The 19,878-nt window shown below is 73.9% G+C and carries 24 protein-coding genes and 1 pseudogene; 19 read left to right on the top strand and 6 right to left on the bottom strand.

Annotated elements, in window-relative coordinates; all coding sequences use genetic code 11:
- Positions 1–29 precede the first annotated feature (29 nt).
- Positions 30–770: an SDR family NAD(P)-dependent oxidoreductase gene (locus tag ACFYNX_RS25715; RefSeq protein ID WP_388664462.1), complete on the bottom strand. Its 741-nt coding sequence runs from the start codon at positions 768–770 to the stop codon at positions 30–32.
- 198 nt (positions 771–968) lie between these two features.
- Here ACFYNX_RS25715 and ACFYNX_RS25710 point away from each other — a divergent pair, with 198 nt between their 5' ends.
- The 3 genes and pseudogenes from ACFYNX_RS25710 to ACFYNX_RS25700 all read left to right on the top strand — a co-directional run bounded on the left by ACFYNX_RS25710 (position 969) and on the right by ACFYNX_RS25700 (position 3,202).
- Positions 969–1,577 carry a dihydrofolate reductase family protein gene (locus ACFYNX_RS25710; RefSeq protein WP_388664460.1) on the top strand — a complete coding sequence of 203 codons (609 nt, stop codon included), beginning with the start codon at positions 969–971 and terminating at the stop codon, positions 1,575–1,577.
- 108 nt (positions 1,578–1,685) lie between these two features.
- A pseudogene (locus ACFYNX_RS25705) lies at positions 1,686–2,603 on the top strand (DMT family transporter); the annotation flags it as partial.
- A 179-nt stretch (positions 2,604–2,782) separates the two neighbouring features.
- Positions 2,783–3,202 (top strand): hypothetical protein, encoded by a 420-nt coding sequence (locus tag ACFYNX_RS25700; protein ID WP_388664458.1) that lies wholly within the window; start codon positions 2,783–2,785, stop codon positions 3,200–3,202.
- Between the two features lie 9 nt (positions 3,203–3,211).
- Here ACFYNX_RS25700 and ACFYNX_RS25695 read toward each other — a convergent pair whose 3' ends face one another.
- The gene (locus ACFYNX_RS25695) at positions 3,212–3,433 is read right to left on the bottom strand and encodes a hypothetical protein (protein ID WP_388664456.1); all 222 of its coding nucleotides are present in this window, start codon (positions 3,431–3,433) and stop codon (positions 3,212–3,214) included.
- Between the two features lie 146 nt (positions 3,434–3,579).
- Here ACFYNX_RS25695 and ACFYNX_RS25690 point away from each other — a divergent pair, with 146 nt between their 5' ends.
- Both ACFYNX_RS25690 and ACFYNX_RS25685 read left to right on the top strand, forming a co-directional pair.
- Positions 3,580–4,791, top strand: a complete 1,212-nt coding sequence (locus tag ACFYNX_RS25690; protein WP_388664454.1) for a sensor histidine kinase — start codon at positions 3,580–3,582, stop codon at positions 4,789–4,791.
- The gene (locus tag ACFYNX_RS25685) at positions 4,788–5,459 is read left to right on the top strand and encodes a response regulator (RefSeq protein WP_388664452.1); all 672 of its coding nucleotides are present in this window, start codon (positions 4,788–4,790) and stop codon (positions 5,457–5,459) included. The genes ACFYNX_RS25690 and ACFYNX_RS25685 overlap by 4 nt, the downstream gene beginning before the upstream one ends.
- A gap of 66 nt (positions 5,460–5,525) precedes the next feature.
- On the opposite strand, the gene ACFYNX_RS25680 is transcribed toward ACFYNX_RS25685, so the two are convergent.
- Positions 5,526–6,521 (bottom strand): Gfo/Idh/MocA family oxidoreductase, encoded by a 996-nt coding sequence (locus tag ACFYNX_RS25680; RefSeq protein ID WP_388664450.1) that lies wholly within the window; start codon positions 6,519–6,521, stop codon positions 5,526–5,528.
- Between the two features lie 226 nt (positions 6,522–6,747).
- On the opposite strand from ACFYNX_RS25680, the gene ACFYNX_RS25675 reads away from it, so the two are divergent.
- From ACFYNX_RS25675 to ACFYNX_RS25645, 7 genes are all read left to right on the top strand, one after another.
- Positions 6,748–7,467 (top strand): GntR family transcriptional regulator, encoded by a 720-nt coding sequence (locus tag ACFYNX_RS25675; RefSeq protein ID WP_388664552.1) that lies wholly within the window; start codon positions 6,748–6,750, stop codon positions 7,465–7,467.
- Between the two features lie 113 nt (positions 7,468–7,580).
- On the top strand, positions 7,581–8,600 hold the full coding sequence (locus tag ACFYNX_RS25670; protein WP_388664448.1) for a sugar ABC transporter substrate-binding protein: 1,020 nt from the start codon (positions 7,581–7,583) through the stop codon (positions 8,598–8,600).
- The gene (locus tag ACFYNX_RS25665) at positions 8,597–9,649 is read left to right on the top strand and encodes an ABC transporter permease (RefSeq protein WP_388664446.1); all 1,053 of its coding nucleotides are present in this window, start codon (positions 8,597–8,599) and stop codon (positions 9,647–9,649) included. Before ACFYNX_RS25670 ends, ACFYNX_RS25665 begins: the two co-directional genes overlap by 4 nt.
- Positions 9,650–9,663: 14 nt before the next feature.
- Positions 9,664–10,458, top strand: coding sequence for an ATP-binding cassette domain-containing protein (locus ACFYNX_RS25660; RefSeq protein ID WP_365549829.1), 795 nt, complete (start codon positions 9,664–9,666; stop codon positions 10,456–10,458).
- Between the two features lie 57 nt (positions 10,459–10,515).
- Positions 10,516–11,691 carry an ROK family glucokinase gene (locus tag ACFYNX_RS25655; RefSeq protein ID WP_365549683.1) on the top strand — a complete coding sequence of 392 codons (1,176 nt, stop codon included), beginning with the start codon at positions 10,516–10,518 and terminating at the stop codon, positions 11,689–11,691.
- Entirely contained in the window at positions 11,688–12,269 is a 582-nt protein-coding gene (locus ACFYNX_RS25650; protein WP_388664443.1) for a hypothetical protein, read from the top strand. Before ACFYNX_RS25655 ends, ACFYNX_RS25650 begins: the two co-directional genes overlap by 4 nt.
- A 140-nt stretch (positions 12,270–12,409) precedes the next feature.
- Positions 12,410–12,997 (top strand): TIGR00730 family Rossman fold protein, encoded by a 588-nt coding sequence (locus ACFYNX_RS25645; protein WP_388664441.1) that lies wholly within the window; start codon positions 12,410–12,412, stop codon positions 12,995–12,997.
- A 43-nt stretch (positions 12,998–13,040) separates the two neighbouring features.
- Here ACFYNX_RS25645 and ACFYNX_RS25640 read toward each other — a convergent pair whose 3' ends face one another.
- Positions 13,041–13,310 (bottom strand): GlsB/YeaQ/YmgE family stress response membrane protein, encoded by a 270-nt coding sequence (locus ACFYNX_RS25640; RefSeq protein ID WP_388664439.1) that lies wholly within the window; start codon positions 13,308–13,310, stop codon positions 13,041–13,043.
- Positions 13,311–13,501: 191 nt separating this feature from the next.
- Between ACFYNX_RS25640 and ACFYNX_RS25635 the strand changes: the two genes are divergently transcribed.
- Positions 13,502–13,702 carry an antitoxin gene (locus ACFYNX_RS25635; protein ID WP_388664437.1) on the top strand — a complete coding sequence of 67 codons (201 nt, stop codon included), beginning with the start codon at positions 13,502–13,504 and terminating at the stop codon, positions 13,700–13,702.
- A gap of 78 nt (positions 13,703–13,780) precedes the next feature.
- On the opposite strand, the gene ACFYNX_RS25630 is transcribed toward ACFYNX_RS25635, so the two are convergent.
- Positions 13,781–14,107: a plasmid stabilization protein gene (locus ACFYNX_RS25630; protein WP_365549672.1), complete on the bottom strand. Its 327-nt coding sequence runs from the start codon at positions 14,105–14,107 to the stop codon at positions 13,781–13,783.
- Between the two features lie 327 nt (positions 14,108–14,434).
- Here ACFYNX_RS25630 and ACFYNX_RS25625 point away from each other — a divergent pair, with 327 nt between their 5' ends.
- The 4 genes from ACFYNX_RS25625 to ACFYNX_RS25610 are packed head-to-tail and all read left to right on the top strand — an operon-like array spanning position 14,435 to position 16,953.
- Positions 14,435–14,911, top strand: coding sequence for a hypothetical protein (locus ACFYNX_RS25625; protein WP_388664435.1), 477 nt, complete (start codon positions 14,435–14,437; stop codon positions 14,909–14,911).
- Positions 14,908–16,137, top strand: coding sequence for an NRAMP family divalent metal transporter (locus tag ACFYNX_RS25620; protein WP_388664433.1), 1,230 nt, complete (start codon positions 14,908–14,910; stop codon positions 16,135–16,137). The genes ACFYNX_RS25625 and ACFYNX_RS25620 overlap by 4 nt, the downstream gene beginning before the upstream one ends.
- Complete coding sequence (locus ACFYNX_RS25615; RefSeq protein ID WP_388664431.1) at positions 16,137–16,583, top strand: hypothetical protein; 447 nt, start codon at positions 16,137–16,139, stop codon at positions 16,581–16,583. Before ACFYNX_RS25620 ends, ACFYNX_RS25615 begins: the two co-directional genes overlap by 1 nt.
- Positions 16,570–16,953: a hypothetical protein gene (locus ACFYNX_RS25610; RefSeq protein WP_388664429.1), complete on the top strand. Its 384-nt coding sequence runs from the start codon at positions 16,570–16,572 to the stop codon at positions 16,951–16,953. The genes ACFYNX_RS25615 and ACFYNX_RS25610 overlap by 14 nt, the downstream gene beginning before the upstream one ends.
- A 383-nt stretch (positions 16,954–17,336) precedes the next feature.
- Here ACFYNX_RS25610 and ACFYNX_RS25605 read toward each other — a convergent pair whose 3' ends face one another.
- The gene (locus tag ACFYNX_RS25605) at positions 17,337–17,729 is read right to left on the bottom strand and encodes a hypothetical protein (protein ID WP_388664427.1); all 393 of its coding nucleotides are present in this window, start codon (positions 17,727–17,729) and stop codon (positions 17,337–17,339) included.
- A gap of 236 nt (positions 17,730–17,965) precedes the next feature.
- Between ACFYNX_RS25605 and ACFYNX_RS25600 the strand changes: the two genes are divergently transcribed.
- Positions 17,966–19,225, top strand: coding sequence for an alpha/beta fold hydrolase (locus ACFYNX_RS25600; RefSeq protein ID WP_388664425.1), 1,260 nt, complete (start codon positions 17,966–17,968; stop codon positions 19,223–19,225).
- A 9-nt stretch (positions 19,226–19,234) separates the two neighbouring features.
- Positions 19,235–19,867, top strand: coding sequence for an MBL fold metallo-hydrolase (locus tag ACFYNX_RS25595; protein ID WP_388664423.1), 633 nt, complete (start codon positions 19,235–19,237; stop codon positions 19,865–19,867).
- The last annotated feature ends 11 nt before the right edge of the window (positions 19,868–19,878 follow it).

The following is a 19,878-nucleotide window of genomic DNA, read 5'->3' as shown; positions in this document are numbered from 1 at the left end:
ACCCTCGAACCGGAGCCGCCCGCCGAGGGCTACGCCGCGTGCCCCCCGTCCACCGAGAACTCCGCCCCCGTCACGTACCGCGCCTCCGGGCCCGCCAGGAAGGCGACCATCGAGGCCACCTCGTCCGGGGTGCCGAAGCGGCCGAGGGCCGTGAGGGGCGTCTGGCCCGGTGCGAGCGGGCCGTCCGCCGGGTTCATGTCGGTGTCGACGGGGCCGGGGTGGACCAGGTTCGCCGTGATGCCGCGGCCGCCCAGTTCGCGGGCGAGCGCCTTCGTCAGGCCCGTCAGGGCGGACTTGCTCATCGTGTAGAGGGTCGCGCCGGGGCCCGGCACCCGCTGCGTCATGCAGCTCCCGATCGTGACGATCCGGCCGCCGTCGGGCAGCCGGCCCGCCGCCGCCCGGGAAGCGAGGAAGACCGCCCGGACGTTCACGGCGAGGACCCGGTCCACGTCCGCGAGGGACAGCGACGCCAGCGGGCCGAGGACTCCGATGCCCGCGTTGTTCACCAGGACGTCGAGCCGTCCCAGGGCGTCCGCCGCCCACGCCACCGCGCCCGCCGCGTCCCCGGGATCGGCCGCGTCGGCCCGCAGCGGCAGCGCCTTCCGGCCCGCCGCCCCGATCCGCGCCGCCACCTCCGCGGCCCGCGCCTCGTCCCGTACGTAGGTGAAGGCCACGTCCGCGCCCTCCCGGGCGAGCCGTACCGCCGTCGCCGCGCCGATCCCCCTGCTGCCGCCCGTCACCAGGACCGCCGTGCCGTTCATCGTGGACATCCCGAACCTCCGCGCCGTACCAATTGGTTGCGGGTTCAATGAAAGTCGGGGGAGCGGACGAACACCGGCGGCAATCGGACATCGAGTCCGGCACCGACGAGTGCCGACGAGTGCCGATGGGCACCGATGAGTTCCGCGTGGCGGCGCGGTCGAAGTCTCCGGGACACGATGGTTCCGAGAACAGAAAGGGCACCTGCCATGGCCACCCTCAGCCTCACCCAGTTCCTCACCCTCGACGGCGTCGTCCAGGCCCCCGGCGGCCCCGAGGAGGACCGCAGCGACGGCTTCGAGCACGGCGGCTGGTCCGTGCCGTACGGCGACGAGGACTTCGGGCGCTTCATGGACGAGGTCTTCACCCGGCCGACCGCCTTCCTCCTCGGCCGCCGCACCTACGACATCTTCGCGGGCTACTGGCCGAAGCGGACCGACCCCGACAACCCGGTCGCGAGCAAGCTGAACGGCCTCCCCAAGTACGTCGCCACCACGACCCTCACCGAGGCCGACTGGGCCGGCACCACCCTGCTCCGCGGCGACGTCGTCCAGGAGGTCGCCGGGCTCAAGGAACGGCTCGGCGGCGAGATCCAGATGCACGGCAGCGCCGGTCTCGCCCGCACCCTCCTCGACCACGACCTCATCGACACCCTCCACCTGCTCGTCTTCCCCGTCGTCCTGGGCACGGGCCGCCGCCTCTTCACCGACGGGGTCCGCCCCACCGCCTTCCGCCCCGCCGGGGCGCGCACCACCGGCACGGGCGTCGGCATCCACACGTACGAGCTCGAAGGACGCCCCTCGTACGGCAGCTACTGAGCGGCCGCCGAAAGGTGTAGCCGCCACGGGCCGCTCCGGGTACGGTGATCCTCCGCGTGCGAGCCGCCGAAGCCTCCACCCCGCCCGGAGAGTTGGAGAAACGGCCCGATGACGGCTCCGTCGCTCGCCGCACCCCTGCCCCTCGGCGCCCCGCGCCGCGCCTGGCTCACCGACCTGCCCGTCCTGCTCGTCGCCGTCTTCTGGGGCACCAGCTACCTCGCCGCCAAGGGCATCACCACCCCCCACACCGTCGTCGCCGTCCTCGTCCTGCGGTTCGCGGTGGTGCTGCCCGTCCTGGTCGCCGCCGGATGGCGCAGGCTCCGCGCCCTGACCGCCGCCCAGTGGCGCGGCGCCGGCACCCTCGGGCTGATCCTCGCCGGGATCTTCCTCCTGGAGACCTACGGCGTCGTCCACACCTCCGCCACCAACGCGGGCCTGATCATCAGCCTCACCATGATCTTCACCCCGCTCGCCGAGGCCGCCGTCACCCGGACCCGGCCCACGCGCGCCTTCCTCGCCGCCGCCGCGCTCTCCGTCGCGGGCGTCGTCCTGCTCACCCAGGGCGCCGGCTTCACCGCCCCCTCGGCCGGTGACCTGCTCATGCTGCTCGCCGCCCTCGCCCGTACCGTCCACGTCCTGGCCATGTCCCGGATCAAGGCGGTCCGCCCGGCCGACTCGCTCTCCCTCACCACCGTCCAGCTCGGCTCCGCCGTCGCCGTGTTCGCCGTCATCGCCCTCTTCCCCGGCACCGGCGCCTCCCCCTGGGCCACGGCCCTCGACCTCGGCCCCCGCGCATGGGCCGGACTGCTCTTCCTCTCCGTCTTCTGCACGCTCTTCGCCTTCTTCGTGCAGATGTGGGCCGTCCGCCGCACCTCCCCGTCCCGGGTCAGCCTCCTCCTCGGCACCGAACCCCTCTGGGCCGCCGCGGCGGGCATCGCCCTGGCCGGCGACCGCCCCGGCGCCCTCGGCCTCGCGGGCGCGGCCCTCGTCCTCGCGGGCACCGCGTGGGGCCGCCGCGCCGCCGACGGGCCGGGGCGGACGGACGGGCCGGGGCGGACGGACGGGACCGGGCGGACCGGCGTGACCGGCCGAGCCGATGTGACCGACCGAGCCGATGTGACCGACCTGTCCGACTCGGCCGGCCCGGCCGAGCGGCTCGACCCGGCCGACCGGGCCGGGACGGACGCGCGGTAGGTTCTCCGACCATGTCCTCGTCGTCCTCGTCGTCCTCGTCGTCCTCGTCGTCCTCGTCGTCCTCGTCGTCCTCGTCCACGCGTTCCCTCCTCCACGGCAACGAGTTCAGGGCCCGCGCCCGCCGCACCCAGGGCTGGGGGATCGGCCTGCTCGCCGTCGCCGGCCTCCTCTGGGTCTGGTTCGCCGTCCTCCTCGTCACCCCGTACGAGCAGAGCGACGGCGGCAGCCCCTGCCCCTCCCTCCTCACCAGCGAGTACGTCCACCAGGAGGACTGCGTCGAGTCGCGCGACTGGCCCGGCCTCGTCGCCCTCCTCGGCGGCTCCCTGCCCTTCGCCGTCGCCGGCGCCGCCCTCTGCACCGGCGGCTCCGCCGCGCACCGGACGGCGGACTACCTTGCCGAGGTCACCCGCCTGGACTCCGCGAGCGCCTGAGACCCCGGCTCAGGACTTCGGCACCCGGTCCGAGACGATCAGGACGACCCCGCCGAGCACCGCGACCACTATGTTTGCGAACAGTTCCCGTCCCTCCAGGAACCCCACGTTCTCCGTCAGGAACCGGGTCAGACCCATGAACCCGAACCAGCCGTCCGTCAGCTCGCGCACCACCCCGCACACACCGGCCAGGGCGACCAGGAACCCGACGGTCTCCAGGAATCTCTTCATGTCCCGATCATGACCGGGGCGGGGAAGCGCCCGCGTCCGACCCCGGTCCCCACCCGCCGCTACCGAAGTACCGACCTCCGCGACTTCGGTAGCGACCCGGCCGCTCCTGCCCCTCCCGGGCGCCCCCGGCTGCGTACATTGCGGACATGACCCGCACGGACCGGCAGCGCTGGCTGCTCCCCTCCCACCTGGCCGAACCGGGCGGGAGCGGGGCGGCACGGCCCCGCCGCACCGTCCGCGACTGGATCGTGGACACCTCGCTCTTCCTGCTCGCCGCGCTCGTCGGCCTCGTCGCCGCCGACACCAGCGCGCAGTACACCAGCGAGGCCGTCACCCTCTTCGACCAGCTCGCCGGCGCCCTCGCCTGCTGCGCGCTCTGGCTGCGCCGCCGGTGGCCGGCCGGGCTCGCGGTCGGCCTCTGCCTGGTGAACCTCGTGGCCCCGGTCGCCGCCGGAGCCCTCCTCGCGAGCCTGTTCAGCGTCGCCGTGCGCCGCCCCTTCCGGGAGATCGCCTGGATCTGCGCGCTCGCCGTCGCCACCTCGGTCGCCCAGGCCTTCCTCCGCCCGGACCCCACCACCGGCCTCACGCTCTCCCTCGTCCTCGGCTTCGTCCTCATCCTGCTCGTCACCGCCTGGGGCATGCTCGTCCGCTCCCGGCGCCAGCTCGTCGAGGCCCTCAGGGAACGCGCCCGCCGCGCCGAGGCCGAGGCCGAACTGCGCGCCGCCCAGGCCCAGCGGCTCGCCCGCGAGGCCATCGCCCGCGAGATGCACGACGTCCTCGCCCACCGGCTCACCCTGCTCAGCGTGCACGCCGGGGCCCTGGAGTTCCGGCCCGACGCCCCGCCCGAGCAGATCGCCCGCGCCGCCGGCGTCATCCGCGACAGCGCCCACGAGGCCCTCCAGGACCTCCGCGAGATCATCGGCGTCCTGCGCGCCCCCGACGAGGACGGCGAGGGGAACCGGCCCCAGCCCACCCTCGCCACCCTCGGCGCGCTGGTCGACGAGTCACGCGAGGCCGGTGCCGAGGTCGTCCTCGACACCACCGTCGACGACCCGGACGCGGTCCCCGCCGCCACCGGCCGCACCGTCTACCGCATCGCGCAGGAGGGCCTCACCAACGCCCGCAAGCACGCCCCCGGCACCCCCGTCACCGTCACCGTCCGCGGCCGCCCCGGCGAGGGCCTCACCGTCGAGGTCCGCAACCCGGCCCCCGCCGGGCCCGTCCCGCACGTCCCCGGCTCCGGCCAGGGCCTCATCGGGCTCACCGAACGCGCCGCCCTCGCCGGCGGCCGCCTCGCCCACGGCCCGGCCCCCGAGGGCGGGTTCGCCCTGCACGCCTGGCTACCGTGGCCCCCATGACCATCCGGCTGCTCATCGTCGACGACGACCCCCTGGTCCGCGCGGGCCTCGCCCTCATGCTCGGCGGCGCCGACGACCTCGACATCGTCGGGGAGGGCGCCGACGGCCGGGACGTCCCCGACCTCGTCGCCCGGCACGCCCCCGACGTCGTCCTCATGGACATCCGCATGCCGCACGTCGACGGCCTCACCGCCACCGAACTCCTGCGGGCCCGGCCCGGTGCCCCCGAGGTCGTCGTCCTCACCACCTTCCACGCCGACGAACAGGTCCTGCGCGCCCTGCGGGCCGGCGCCGCCGGCTTCGTCCTCAAGGACACCCCGCCCGCCGAGATCGTCGCCGCCGTCCGCCGGGTCGCCGCCGGGGACCCCGTCCTCTCCCCGGCCGTCACCCGCCAGCTCATGACCCACGTCGCGGGCCGTCCCGAACGGCCCCGGCGCACCACGGCGGCCGACCGGATCGCCGAACTCACCGACCGCGAGAGGGAGGTGGCCGTCGCCGTGGGCCACGGCCGCTCCAACGCGGAGATCGCCGCCGAGCTGTACATGGGCGTGCCGACCGTCAAGACCTACGTCTCCCGGATCCTGGCCAGACTCGGCCTCAACAACCGCGTCCAGATCGCCCTCCTCGTCCACGACGCGGGCCTCCTCGACGACGGTGACATCCCCTAGGGTCTGTCCCGATGTCCGACACCGGCACGGTCCCTCGGCGAACCCCCGAGGGACCGGGGGCACCGGTCAGGCGGCCTCCACCCGCACCGGCCGCCCCTCCCGCCGCGAGCGCTCGCACGCCTCCGCGATCCGCAGCGCCGCCAGCGCCTCCCGCCCGTCGCACGGATTGGGCGCCGCGCCGCGCACGAGCCGTACGAAGGCGTCCAGCTCCGCCTCGTACGCCGGGGCGAACCGCTCCAGGAACCCGGGCCACGGCTTCTCCGGCGCGGGCGGTCCCTGCGGCTCCACGGAGGTGAGCGGGGTCCGGTCGGCCAGGCCCACCCCGATCTGGCCCCGCTCGCCCGCCAGTTCCATCCGCACGTCGTACCCGGCGCCGTTGCACCGGGTCGCGGTCGCCGTCACCAGCGTGCCGTCGTCCAGGGTGAGGAGCGCGGCGGCCGAGGACACGTCCCCCGTCTCCCGGAATATCGCCGGACCCGCGTCCGACCCCGTCGCGTACACCTCGACGACCTCGCGCCCGGTCACCCAGCGCACCGCGTCGAAGTCGTGCACCAGACAGTCCCGGAAGAGACCGCCGGAGAGCGGCAGGTACGCGGCGGGCGGCGGCTCCGGGTCGGAGGTCACCGCCCGTACGGTGTGCAGCCGGCCGAGCCGACCCGACCGGACCACCTCGCGGGCCGCCCGGTACCCGGCGTCGAAGCGGCGCATGAACCCGAGCTGGAGCTCCGTGCCCGCAGCCGCCACCGCGTCGAGCGCGGCCAGCGTCCCCGGCACGTCCAGGGCGATCGGCTTCTCGCAGAAGGCCGGCAGGCCCGCCCCGGCGGCCCGGGCGATCAGCTCCGCGTGCGCCGCCGTCGCCGAGGCGATCACCACCGCGTCCGGCGAACCCGCCAGCAGCGCGGCCGCGTCCGGCGCCGCCTCCGCCCCCAGCGCCTCCGCCACCCCGGCCGCCCGCGCGGGATCCGCGTCCGCGACGACCAGGGACCCGACCTCGGGGTGGCGGGCCAGCACCCCCGCGTGGAAGCTCCCGATCCGTCCCGTACCGATGAGTCCGATGCGCATGGCCCCACCGTGGGGGCGCCCGTCCCCCCTGTCAAGAATTTGTCAGGACAACAGGACGTCACGACCTCCCGTCATCGGCTTCCCGCCGTCCGCGCCCCGGGGCTACGCTCCCCCCGTGCCCCCGCAGTCCGGCTCAGCCCTTCCCCCGCGGCCCGGATCCGCCCCCATCCCGCGGTCCGGCGCCGCGCTCCCGCCGCGCTCCGGCCCGGCCCTCCCGCCGCTCTCGGTGGACCGCACCAGCCCGGTCCCCCTCTACTTCCAGCTCGCCCGGCAGCTCGAGAGCGCCGTGGAGGACGGGACGCTGCCCCCGGGCACCCTCCTCGGCAACGAGATCGGCCTCGCCGCCCGTCTCGGCCTCTCCCGGCCCACCGTCCGCCAGGCCCTCCGGACCCTCGTCGACAAGGGACTCCTGGTCCGCCGCCGGGGCGTCGGCACCCAGGTCGTGCACACCGGCGTCCGGCGCCCCCCGGAGCTCAGCAGCCTCTACGACGACCTGGAGGCCGCGGGACAGCGCCCCGGCACCCGCGTCCTCGTCAACCGGCTCGAACCCGCCTCCGGGCCGGTCGCCGCCGCCCTCGGCGTACCCGAGGGCAGCGAGGTCCACTACCTGGAACGGCTCCGCACCGCGCACGGCGAACCCCTCGCCCACCTGCGCAACCACCTCCCGGCCGGGCTCGTCGAACCGGACACCGCGCTCCTGGAGACCACCGGCCTCCACCGGCTGCTGCGCTCCGCCGCCCTCACCCTGCACAGTGCCCGCCAGACCGTCGGCGCCCGCGCCGCGACCGCCGCCGAGGCCGCGCTCCTCGACGAGGAGGAGGGGGCCCCGCTGCTCACCATGGAGCGCGTCACCTACGACGACACCGGCCGGGCCGTCGCGTACGGCTCCCACCTCTACCGGGCCGCCCGCCACTCCTTCGAGTTCCGCCTGCTGGCCCGGCCGTGACCCGGGGCGGCGACCCGCGGCGGGGCCCCGCGGCGAGCCGCGCGACCCGCATGACCGATACTGCACTGCACGCCTGCAATGCGTGCAAAGGACACAAAGGAGGGCACGGCCTCGTGACCAGGCTTCGGACAGGAGGGGTGCGCGCCGCGCTCGGCGCCGTCCTCGCGCTCGCGCTGACCACGGCGCTCGCCGGATGCAGCAGCACCGGCGGCAAGCGGGCGGAGGACGCCCGCAAGGCCGCGCAGGCCCAGGGCAGGGCGGCCGTCGACACCCCCCGCTGGACCTTCGCGATGGTGACCCACTCGGGCGACGGCGACACCTTCTGGGACATCGTCCAGAAGGGCGCCAAGCAGGCCGCCGTCAAGGACAACATCAACTTCCTCTACGCCCACAACGACGAGGCGCAGCAGCAGGCGCAGCTCGTCGACTCGTACGTCGCCAAGGGCGTCGACGGCCTGATCGTCAGCCTCGCCAAGCCCGACGCCATGAAGGCCGCCGTCGAGAAGGCCGTCAAGGCCGGCATCCCGGTGATCACCGTGAACTCCGGCGCCGAGCAGTCCAAGGCCTACGGCGCCCTCACCCACATCGGCCAGGACGAGACCGTCGCCGGCGAGGCCGTCGGCGAGGAGCTCGACAAGCGCGGCAGGAAGAAGGCGCTCTGCGTCCTGCACGAGCAGGGCAACGTCGGCCACGAGCAGCGCTGCGCCGGAGCGAAGAAGACCTTCGGCGGCGAACTCGTCAACCTGTACGTCGACGGCACCAACATGCCCGACGTGAAGGCCTCCATCGAGGCCAAGCTCCAGTCCGACAAGGACGTCGACGCCGTCGTCACCCTCGGCGCCCCCTTCGCCGACACCGCCGTCCAGGCCGCGAAGAGCGCCGGCAGCAAGGCCGAGATCGACACCTTCGACCTCAACGCCAAGGTCGCCACCGCCCTCAAGGCCGGCACCCTCGGCTTCGCCGTCGACCAGCAGCCCTACCTCCAGGGGTACGAGGCCGTCGACCTGCTCTGGCTGTACCGCTACAACGCCGACGTCCTCGGCGGCGGCAAGCCGGTCCTCACCGGCCCCCAGATCATCACCAAGGAGAACGCCGCCGACCTCGTCGCCTACGCGGATCGGGGCACCCGATGAGCTCCACCGCCCCGCCGTCCGGCATCGACCACGTCGACGAACGCCTCCTGCGCACGACCCCGCTGAAGAAGCTGCTCGCCCGCCCCGAGCTGGGCTCGGTCGTCGGCGCCGCCGCCGTCTTCGTCTTCTTCGCGGTCTTCGCCGACAGCTTCCTGCGCGCCTCCAGCCTCGGCACCGTCCTCTACGCGGCCTCCACCATCGGCATCATGGCGGTTCCCGTCGCCCTGCTCATGATCGGCGGCGAGTTCGACCTCTCCGCCGGCGTCATGGTCACCAGCTCCGCACTCGTCTCCTCGATGTTCAGCTACCGGATGACGGCGAACGTCTGGGTCGGCGTCGGCGTCTCGCTGCTCGTCACCCTGGCGATCGGCGTCTTCAACGGCGTCATGCTGACCCGTACCAAGCTGCCCAGCTTCATCATCACGCTCGGCACTTTCCTCATGCTGACCGGCCTGAACCTCGGCCTCACCAAGCTGATCAGCGGCACCGTCTCCACCAAGACCATCGCCGACATGGAGGGCTTCCCCTCCGCCCGCAAGCTCTTCGCCTCGCAGCTCACCCTCGGCGGGGTCGAGTTCAAGGTCACCATCCTGTGGTGGTTCGGCCTGGTCGCGCTCGCCACCTGGATCCTGCTCCGCACCCGCTTCGGCAACTGGATCTTCGCCGTCGGCGGCGGCGCCGACGCGGCCCGCGCGGTCGGCGTCCCCGTCCACCGCACCAAGGTCGGCCTCTACGCGGGCGTGGCCTTCTGCGCCTGGATCTCCGGCCAGCACCTGCTCTTCTCCTTCGACGTCGTCCAGTCGGGCGAGGGCGTCGGCAACGAGCTGATCTACATCATCGCGGCCGTCATCGGCGGCTGTCTGATCACCGGCGGGTACGGCTCGGCCATCGGCTCCGCGGTCGGCGCCCTGATCTTCGGCATGACCAGCAAGGGCATCGTGTACGCCGAGTGGAACCCGGACTGGTTCAAGTTCTTCCTGGGCGCGATGCTGCTGCTCGCGACCCTCCTGAACGCCTGGATCCACAAGCGCGTGGAGGCCACCAAGTGACGACCGGCACCTCTGTGACGACCGAGCCCGCCCCCCTCGTCGAGCTCGACGGCGTCAGCAAGTACTACGGCAACATCCGCGCCCTCGAAGGGGTCTCCCTGGAGGTCCGCGCGGGCGAGATCACCTGCGTCCTCGGCGACAACGGCGCCGGCAAGTCCACCCTCATCAAGATCGTCGCCGGACTGCACCGGCACGACGCCGGGACCTTCCGCATCGAGGGCGAGGAGGTCGCGCTCGCCAACCCGCGCGACGCCCTCGACCGGGGCATCGCCACCGTCTACCAGGACCTCGCCGTGGTCCCGCTCATGCCGGTCTGGCGGAACTTCTTCCTCGGCTCCGAGCCGACGAAGGGCAAGGGGCCCCTCAAGCGGCTCGACGCCGGCCTCATGCGCGCCACCACCCGCGAGGCCCTGCTCCGCATGGGCATCGACCTGCGCGACGTCGACCAGCCCATCGGCACCCTCTCCGGCGGCGAGCGCCAGTGCGTGGCCATCGCCCGCGCCGTCCACTTCGGCGCCAAGGTCCTCGTCCTCGACGAGCCGACCGCCGCCCTCGGCGTCAAGCAGTCCGGGGTCGTCCTGAAGTACGTGGCCGCCGCCCGCGACCAGGGCCTCGGCGTGGTCCTCATCACCCACAACCCGCACCACGCCCACCTCGTCGGCGACCGCTTCGTCCTGCTCAAGCGGGGCGTCATGGCGGGCAGCCACACCAAGGACTCCGTCACCCTCGACGAGCTGACCCGGCAGATGGCCGGCGGCAGCGAGCTGGAGGACCTGCGCCACGAACTGGAGCGCCCCTCCGCCACGTGACGCGGTCCTCCCCGTCGTCACGGTCCCCGTACGCCCCGCCTGGCAGAATCGGAGCCGATGAGTACCTACCGTGACCTCGCCCACCGCGGCTCCGCCCGCGGCACCGTGCTGCGGACCGTGGGGACCCGGGAACGGCGCTCCCACCTGACGGCGCCCCGGGTGCCGACCGTCGGCATCGACATCGGCGGCACGAAGGTGATGGCCGGGGTCGTCGACGCCGACGGCAACATCCTGGAGAAGCTCCGCACGGAGACCCCGGACAAGTCCAAGAGCCCCAAGGTCGTCGAGGACACCATCGTCGAACTGGTCCTGGACCTCTCCGACCGGCACGACGTGCACGCCGTCGGCATCGGCGCGGCCGGCTGGGTCGACGCCGACCGGGCCCGGGTCCTCTTCGCCCCCCACCTGGCCTGGCGCAACGAGCCCCTGCGCGACTCCCTCCAGGGCCGCCTCGCCGTCCCCGTCATGGTCGACAACGACGCCAACACCGCCGCCTGGGCCGAGTGGCGCTTCGGCGCCGGACGCGGCGAGGACCACCTCGTCATGATCACCCTCGGCACCGGCATCGGCGGCGCCATCCTGGAGGACGGCCAGGTCAAGCGGGGCAAGTACGGCGTCGCGGGCGAGTTCGGCCACATGCAGGTCGTCCCCGGCGGCCACCGCTGCCCCTGCGGCAACCGCGGCTGCTGGGAGCAGTACAGCTCGGGCAACGCGCTGGTCCGCGAGGCCCGCGAGCTGGCCGCCGCCGACTCCCCGGTCGCGTACAACATCATCGAGCGGGTCAAGGGCCACGTCCCCGACATCACCGGCCCGCTCATCACCGAGCTCGCCCGCGAGGGCGACGCCATGTGCGTCGAGCTGTTCCAGGACATCGGCCAGTGGCTCGGCGTCGGCATCGCCAACCTCGCCGCCGCCCTCGACCCCTCCTGCTTCGTCATCGGCGGAGGCGTCTCCGCCGCCGACGATCTGCTCATCGGCCCCGCCCGGGACTCCTTCCGCCGCCACCTCACCGGCCGCGGCTACCGCCCCGAGGCCCGGCTCGTCCGCGCCCAGCTCGGCCCCGAGGCCGGCATGGTCGGCGCCGCCGACCTCGCCCGGCTCGTCGCCCGCCGCTTCCGCCGCGCCAACCGGCGCCGCGTCGAGCGGTACGAACGGTACGAGCGCTACGCCCAGGCCCTGCGCAGCGGGACCTCGGCCCGGGCCCCCCGCACCCCCGAGGACCCGCCCGCATGACCCCGACCCGGATGCCGACCGCCCCGCCCCGCGCACCGAGGGACAGGATGCCCGAGGACCACCGGCACATGATCCGCCGCCGCTGGCTGACGGCCGTCATCATCGTGCTCCTCGTCGGCATCCCGGCCGGCTACCTCGTCATCTCCGCCGGTCAGAGCCGCGACAGCGGCCGCGACAAGGAACGCGAGTCCTCGGCGGCGGGCCTCCAGGACAACTGGCCCTCCCAGATGAAGCGCCGCGTCTTCGAGGTCCCGATCCCCTCCGGAGCCTGGGACGTGGCCTACTACGAGACCAGCAACTGGAAGACCAGCAGGCTGTACGTCCGGTTCACCACGACCGCCGCCGGCCTCGACACCTTCCTCGCCGAGTCCGGCGCCGCCCGCTCCCAGCTCACCCCGGGCCGGATCACCATCGGCGAACGCGACCGCTCCATCGCCGCCTGGACCTTCCTGAACGGTCCGACTTGGTCGGGCACCACCATCACCCGCGAGGAACCCCGCCCGACCACGGACATCACGGTCGACCTCACGGAACCGGCGTTCCCCCGGGTGTACGCGGTCTCGACGACGAGCCCCTGAGACGACGAGCCCCTGAGACGGCGAGCTTTTTGAAGCGGCGAGTCCCCGAGGCCGCGGGAAGCCGGAAAGCGCCTGGTCGGAGCGGGGACGTCCGTGGTAGACCGGACCGTCCGCCGCAGCCCCGGCCCCGGAAGGTCCCCATGCGCCGTCTCGCCGTCTTCCTCGCCTCCTCCGACGGCCACGACCCGGCGTACGCCGGGCTGGCCGCCGCGGTCGGCACCGATCTGGCCCGGCGCGGGATCGGCCTCGTCTACGGCGGCGGCCGTACGGGGCTGATGGGCGTCGTGGCGGACGCGGCCCTCAAGGCGGGCGGCGAGGTCATCGGGGTCATCCCGCGCAGCATGATCGAGCGGGAGTGGGCGCACGAGGGGGTGACGGAGCTGGTCGTCTGCGACACGATGCACGAGCGCAAGGCGATCATGGCCGACCGCGCGGACGCCTTCGCCGCCCTGCCCGGCGGGCTCGGGACCCTGGAGGAGATCTTCGAGGTGTGGTCGTGGCGCCAGCTCGGCTTCCACGCCAAGCCCGTCGGCCTCCTCGACGCCGGCGGCTTCTGGACACCGCTCCTCGACGCCCTGCGCGGCATCTCCGCCACCGGGTTCCTCGCCGCGTCCACCCTCGACGACCTCGCCGTCGCCCCCGACCTGCCCGGCCTCCTGGAGGCCCTGGAGCAGCGGCTGGGCGGCGCCCAGCGGCTCGCGCACGGCGACGGCCCCGCCCCTCGGTGAGGGGCGGGGCCGTTCCGTCCGCGACGCGGGCCGGGAGACGCGATCAGGCGTGGCGTCGGTTGCCGGTGACGAGGCGGTAGAGGGCCAGCAGGATCACGGAGCCGACGATGGCGGCGATCCAGGTGGAGAGTTCGAAGAAGCCGTCGATGGAGTCGACGCCGAATATCACCTTGCCGAGCCATCCGCCCAGGAGACCGCCCGCGATGCCGATCAGGATCGTGATGATGACGCCGCCCGGGTCCTTGCCCGGCATGATCGCCTTGGCGATGAAACCGGCGATCAGGCCGATGAGAATCCACGCGATGATACCCATGATGTGTCTCCTACCTGCCTGTATAAGGTCTGTGTCAGTACTGCGTCTGCGCAGTCCCGAGCTTCTTAAACCTGGGATGTTCCTCCGGGATGTCCGGCCGCCCGAAAGGGCGGAAGGGATGTATCGGACCGCCGTGACGGGGTAGTCGAGACCTCGTACGACGCACGAGCACGCACCCCGGGAGGAATCTCATGGGCAAGCTGGGCGACATGGCCGACAAGGTCAAGAAGATGGCGAAGGGGCACCCGGACCAGGCGGACCAAGGCGTGGACCGCGCGGAACGCCTGGTGGACGAGCGCACCGGGAACAAGTACGACGCCCAGACGGACAAGGCGGCCGACGCGGTCCGCCGTTCGTACGGCGACGACCGCCGCGAGCCCGGTCAGCAGTGACGACGGCCCGGTGATCGACGCGGCGCGGCCCCCGTCCTCAGGGACGGGGGCCGCGCCGTGCGCCGGAACCGGGCGGGCTCAGCGGCCGAGCGCCTTCTTGAGCTCCTGCTTGTTCATGGAGGAGCGGCCCTCGACCCCCCGCTTCTTCGCCTCCGCGTAGAGCTGGTCCTTCGTCGGCCCCTGGGCGCCGCTGTGCGAGCGCTCGCCGCCGCGCTGCGAAGCGGACTTCGGGTCCCGCGTGGAGGTCTTGCTCGCGGTCGCGGACTCGCCGGAGCGGGCCCGCTCCTTGTTCACGGTGCGCGCGGCGATCTCCTTCGCCCGCTTCTCGGAGGTGCCGCGCTTCTCGGCGCCCTCCTTGATGTGCTCGTACTGGCGCTCGCGCTTCGCGTTCGATCCTGCCGGCATCGTCTTTCCCTCTCCGTGGGTCGCGGCCCGTCCGGCCGCGCGTGCCCGTCCGGTTACCCGGCGGCCGGTGCCTCACGCGGCACCGCTCCCATCCCATGCGAAGTCCCCGCACCGCGCGAACGGTCGGCGACCGAACGAGCGGGCGGCCACCGGACGAAGGGGCGGGGACGGCCGCCGACACGTTTCCCTCCCCGCGTACGGGTACAAGACCGGCTCCTTCGTCTGTGATGGGGTGATGCCCGTGGATCAGGGTCTGGTGCTGCTCGCGGCGTGGGCGCAGCTCGGGCTGCTGCTCGCCGTGGGCGCCTATTTCGTGCTGAGGGGCCGATGAGGACGCCGGTGCGGGTACGGGGACGGCGGCCGGGGGCCTTCGGGGCGGTGACGCTCGTGGTCGTAGCGGCGGTGGCCGGGTGCGCGGGGTCCTCCCGTTCGGACGAGGACTACCGGCACAAGGCGGCCAACACCGCGGAGGCCGCGGCTTCGGCGGTGTCCACCGCCCGCCTCGCGGTGGAAGCGGCCGGAAAGGGCCGGCTGACCGGCCCGTACGTGTCGGTGCTGCTCGGCGAGGCGGAGACCGACCTGCTCGCCGCGCAGGGGACGTTCGAGTCCCGGCAGCCGCCGGGCGAGGCGGCCGACGCCGTGCGCGAACGCCTCGGCACCCTCCTCGACGACGCGGCGGACGCGCTGGCGGAGGTACGGATCGGGGCCCGCCGCGGCGAGGTGCGCGAACTGGCGGAGCACACCGGGCGACTGCGCGGGGCGGCCGAGCGGCTGGAGGGGTTCGAGGAGGAGATGTCGTCGTGAAACGCCTCCTGGCCGTCACCCTCGGCATCCTGACCGCCATCGGCGGTTTCGTGGACATCGGCGACCTCGTCGCCTCCTCCCTCGTGGGCGCCCGGTTCGGCTTCTCCCTGGTCTGGGTGCTCCTCGTCGGCGTGGTCGGCATCTGCGTGTACGCGGAGATGGCGGGCCGGGTCGCCGCCGTCGCCGGACGCCCCACCTTCGACCTGGTCCGCGAGCGGCTGGGGCCGCGGACGGCCCTCGCCAACCTGGTGGGCTCGCTCCTCGTCACGGGACTGACCCTGGCGGCGGAACTCGCGGGCGTGGCGCTCGCGATCGAGCTGATCAGCTCCGTGGCCCACCTGCTGTGGGTCCCGCTGGTGGGCCTCGCGGTCTGGCTGGTGATCTGGCGGACCCGGTTCGAGACCATGGAACGGGTCTTCGGCCTGGCCGGCCTCGCCCTGGTGGTCTTCGTGGTCGCCGTCTTCCGGCTCGACCCCTCCTGGGGCTCCGTCCTCGAACGGGTCACGCACCCCGAGGTCCCCGGCGGCGAGGGCCTGCCGACGTACTTCTACTACGCCATCGCCCTGTTCGCGAGCGCCATGACCCCGTACGAGGTGTTCTTCTTCTCCTCCGGCGGCATCGAGGAGAAGTGGAAGCGCAAGGACCTGACCACGGCCCGGATCAACGTCTTCCTCGGCTTCCCCCTCGGCGGGCTCCTGGCCCTGTCGATCATGACGGCGGCGGCGCTGCTGCTGCACCCGGCGGGGATCGCGGTGGACCACCTGTCCCAGGTCGTGCTCCCGGTGGGCTACGCCCTCGGGAAGCTCGGGCTGGGCCTCGTCCTGATCGGCGTCTTCGCGGCGACGTTCGGCGCGGCCCTGGAGACGGCGCTGTCCTCGGGCTACACCGTGGCGCAGTACTTCGGCTGGACCTGGGGGAAGACGGCCGCCCCCCGGACGGCGTCGCGGTTCCACGCCGTGGTGATCGTGGCCCTGGTGGCGGGCACGATGCTGGTCCTCACGGGGGTCGACCCGGTCATGGTCACCGAGTACTCGCTGGTCTTCGCGGCGGTCGCGCTGCCGCTGACCTACCTCCCCATCCTCGTGGTGGCCAACGACCCGGAGTACATGGGCGAGGCGAGGAACGGCAGGTTCGCCAACCTGATGGGCGGCCTGTACCTCGTCGTCGTCCTGGTGGCGGCGGTGGCCGCCATCCCGCTGATGATCGCGACGAAGGCAGGCCTGTGATGCCCGACGAGGACGAGAACGCGCGCGACGAGAACCGGCCCGGACCGGAGGAGCGGCGGGCGGGGCGCGCCTACAGCGCCCGCTTCCACCTCCTGGACCGGCAGGTCGTCGACGGGGACGACCGGCCGGTGTGCAAGGTCGACGACCTGGAGCTGGAGCCGGACCCCGACGGCCCCCCTCGCGTCACCGCCGTCCTCGTCGGACCGGCCGCGCTCGCGCCGCGCCTGGGCGGGAAGGCGGCCCGGTGGCTCGCCGCGGTGCAGCGGCGCCTGAGCGTCGGCGAGGGCGAGGGCCCGGCCCGACTGGACTTCGGCCGCGTCACCGGCATCGGGGCGGTGGTCCGCGTCGACCTGCCGGAGGAGAACGCCGGGGTGCACGCCCTGGAGGACTGGACGCGCGAGAACCTCGTCGGACGACTCCCGGGGGCCGGCCATGCGTCTGGCTGACCTGATGGGAGCCCGCGTCCGGGACCGCGACGGCCGCGAGATCGGCCACGTCAGCGACGTACGGCTGCGCGAGCACCCGGGCCCGGCGGGCACCGTCCTGAAGGTCGAGGGCCTCGTCGTGGCCACCCGCGCCCGCGGCCGGCTGATCGCCTACGACCACCGGCCCGTCGACGGACCCTGGCCGTTGGCGCGGCTGGCCCGGTGGGCCGCCCGCAACGCCCGCTGGGCGCCCTGGCCGGCCGTGGCCGGCCACGAGCCGCCCGACCGGCTCGGCGACCCGGGAACCGTACGGCTCGCCGTGCCCGGCGGGGAACTGGTCCCGCTGACCGACGCCCACGACGCCTGGAACGCCACGGAGCCCGGCCCCTAGGGCTGTCCCGGAAACCGGGGCCGGGCCGCCTCGAACACCGGGGCGAGCGCGGCCGTCAGACGGGCGCCGAGGGCCCGCCGCTCCGCCACGGCGCCCGCGCGGCCGTGGTCGAAGCCCGTCCGGTCGACCTCGCGAAGGGCGCTCTCGAACCCCCGCTCACCGCGCGGCGAGTCTGCCGGACGGGACGCCGGAGGATCGCCCGGGTTTCCGGACCGACTCCACCCGGACGTCGGTCCGGTGACCGTGTGCCGTCCCCGGCCCCGACGACATCCTCGTCAGGGCCGCAGCCGTCTCCCTCGCCCACGGAGAGCCGCCCCGGTCGTCCGGTGCCGCCGGCGGGAGGGGCGCGCCGACACCCGGACCGTCCTGTTCCTCCACGTGCCCTACCAGTACGTGGCCGGCCCCGTGACGACCCAGCCGGCGTCGGTGGGCCTGACCCGGAAGCCCAGTGCCACCTCGATCACCCGCGCGCAGCAGGTGATCTCGACGTAGACGTGGCTGTCGGTGCGGCCCCAGTGGAAGTCCGCGAGATCCAGCGCGCCGAGCCAGGACAGATCCTGTTCCCACCCGTCGGCGGCAGGGCTTCCGTCCGCCTCGTCCCCGTCGGCACCCGCTTCGACGGATCCGGTCCACAGCGACTTGAGCACATGACGGACCGGGTGGTGATCGATGAGCTGTTCGGCCTCGGGGACCCTCCCTGCCCGGAGCAGGCCGAAGTAGCGGCGGACGACGGCTTCGACGTCCGCCCTGGCGGGGTGCTCCGTCCAGATCCTCACCGCCAGATCATACGAATCCGGCGACCGCCCCGGTCCGCGGAACGAGATCGGCACGCGCCCGGACACCGGCAGGCGCACCGGAGTCGTCACCGGCGCCGAGACCGTGCGGAGCGGGTGCCTTCTCCGGACTCCCGGCGAGGACGGCCGGTTCCGGATCCGGCCCCCGCCCGGGGGCAGGAGCCGCTAGGTTCGACCCGGCGATGTGGGAGCGCGTGAGAGATGAGAGGGTCTAGCGGGTGAGCGAGACACCACCGAACACCCTGCAGCACCGCGTCGACGGGCGAGAGGACGCGCCGGTCCTGGTCCTGGGGCCCTCCCTGGGCACGACCTTCCACATGTGGGACCGGCAGATCCCCGAGCTCGCGCGGGACTGGCGGATCGTGCGCTTCGACCTCCCCGGGCACGGCGGCGCGCCCGCGCAGCCCTTCGGTTCCGTCGCCGAGCTGGGCGACCGGCTGCTGGCCACCCTCGACGCGCTCGGGATCCAGCGCTTCGGCTACGCGGGCTGCTCCCTCGGCGGGGCCGTCGGGCTCGACCTCGCGCTGCGGGCGCCCCACCGGGTCGCCTCGCTCGCCCTGGTCGCCACCTCGCCCCGGTTCGGCACCGCCGACGAGTTCCGGCAGCGGGGCGTCATCGTGCGGGCCAACGGTCTGGAGCCGATGGCCCGCACCGCCCCCGAGCAGTGGTTCACCCCGCTCTTCGCCGGCGCGCAGCCCGCCATCGTCGACTGGGCCGTGCAGATGGTCCGTACGACCGACCCCGCCTGCTACATCGCCGCCTGCGAGGCCCTCGCCGTCTTCGACGTCCGCGAGGCCCTCGGCCGCATCGGCGTCCCCGCGCTCGTGCTCGTCGGCTCCGAGGACCAGGTCACCGGGCCCGCCGAGGCCCGCACCCTCGTCGCCGGCATCGCCGACGCCCGGCTCGCCGTCGTCCCCGGCGCCTCCCACCTCGCCCCCGTCGAGCAGCCCGCCGCCGTCACCGACCTGCTCCTGGACCACTTCGCCGGGACGGCCCAGGACACCAGCGGCACCCTGACCGTGCCGCCGCACCCCGCGGGACCGGCGCCCGCCGCCGAGCCCGCGGCCCCCGCCCCGGCCGCCGAGCCCGCCGGGGACGGGCGCCCCGACCCGTACGAGAAGGGACTCGGGCTGCGCCGCGAGGTGCTCGGCGACGCCCAGGTGGACCGGGCCCTCGCCGAGGACCCCGACGGGGCCCTCCAGGGGCTCGTCAACCGGTACGAGTGGGGCGAGGTCTGGAGCCGCGAGGGCCTCGACCGGCGCGTCCGCAGCGCCGTCACCCTCACCGCCCTCCTCGCCGGGGGCCACCGGGAGGCCCTCGCGGACCACACCCGGGCCGCCCTCCGCAACGGCCTCTCGCCCGACGAGATCCGCGAGATCGTGCTCCACGCGGGCGTGTACTGCGGCCTTCCGGCCGCCGAGACCGCCCTGCGCGTCGTCGCCCGCGTCATCGCGGAGGAGACCACGCCCCCGGCGTAGCCTGGTGGCGTGAAGCTGACGAAGAAGTCCCACGCCTGCGTCCGCCTCGAAAAGGACGGAAGGACGCTCGTCCTCGATCCCGGCGGGTTCACCGAGGAGGACGCGGCCCTCGGGGCCGACGCGCTGCTCGTCACCCACGAGCACGCCGACCACTTCGACGAGGGCAGGCTGCGGACCGCCCTGGAGGCCAACCCGGCCGCCGAGATCTGGACGCTGCGCAGCGTCGCCGAACGGATCTCGGCGGCCTTCCCCGGCCGGGTGCACACCGTCGGCCACGGCGACGCCTTCACGGCCGCCGGGTTCGACGTCCAGGTCCACGGCGAGCTGCACGCGGTGATCCACCCGGACATCCCGCGCATCACCAACGTGGGCTACCTCGTCGACGGCTCCGTCTTCCACCCCGGCGACGCGCTCACCGTGCCCGACCACCCCGTCGACACCCTGCTGCTCCCCGTCATGGCCCCCTGGAACAAGATCTCCGAGGTCATCGACTACGTGCGCGAGCTGAAGCCGCGCCGGGCGTACGACATCCACGACGCCCTCCTCACCGACCTCGCCCGGCCGATCTACGACCGTCAGATCGGGGAGCTCGGCGGCACCGACCACTCCCGCCTCGCCCCCGGGAACTCCACCGAGATCTGAGCACCGGCGAA

The sequence above is a fragment of the Streptomyces sp. NPDC007872 genome (assembly GCF_042868165.1).
Taxonomy (GTDB): domain Bacteria; phylum Actinomycetota; class Actinomycetes; order Streptomycetales; family Streptomycetaceae; genus Streptomyces.
The sequence above is the reverse complement of the archived record's forward strand: the minus strand, read 5'-3'. Positions and strand labels throughout refer to the sequence as shown.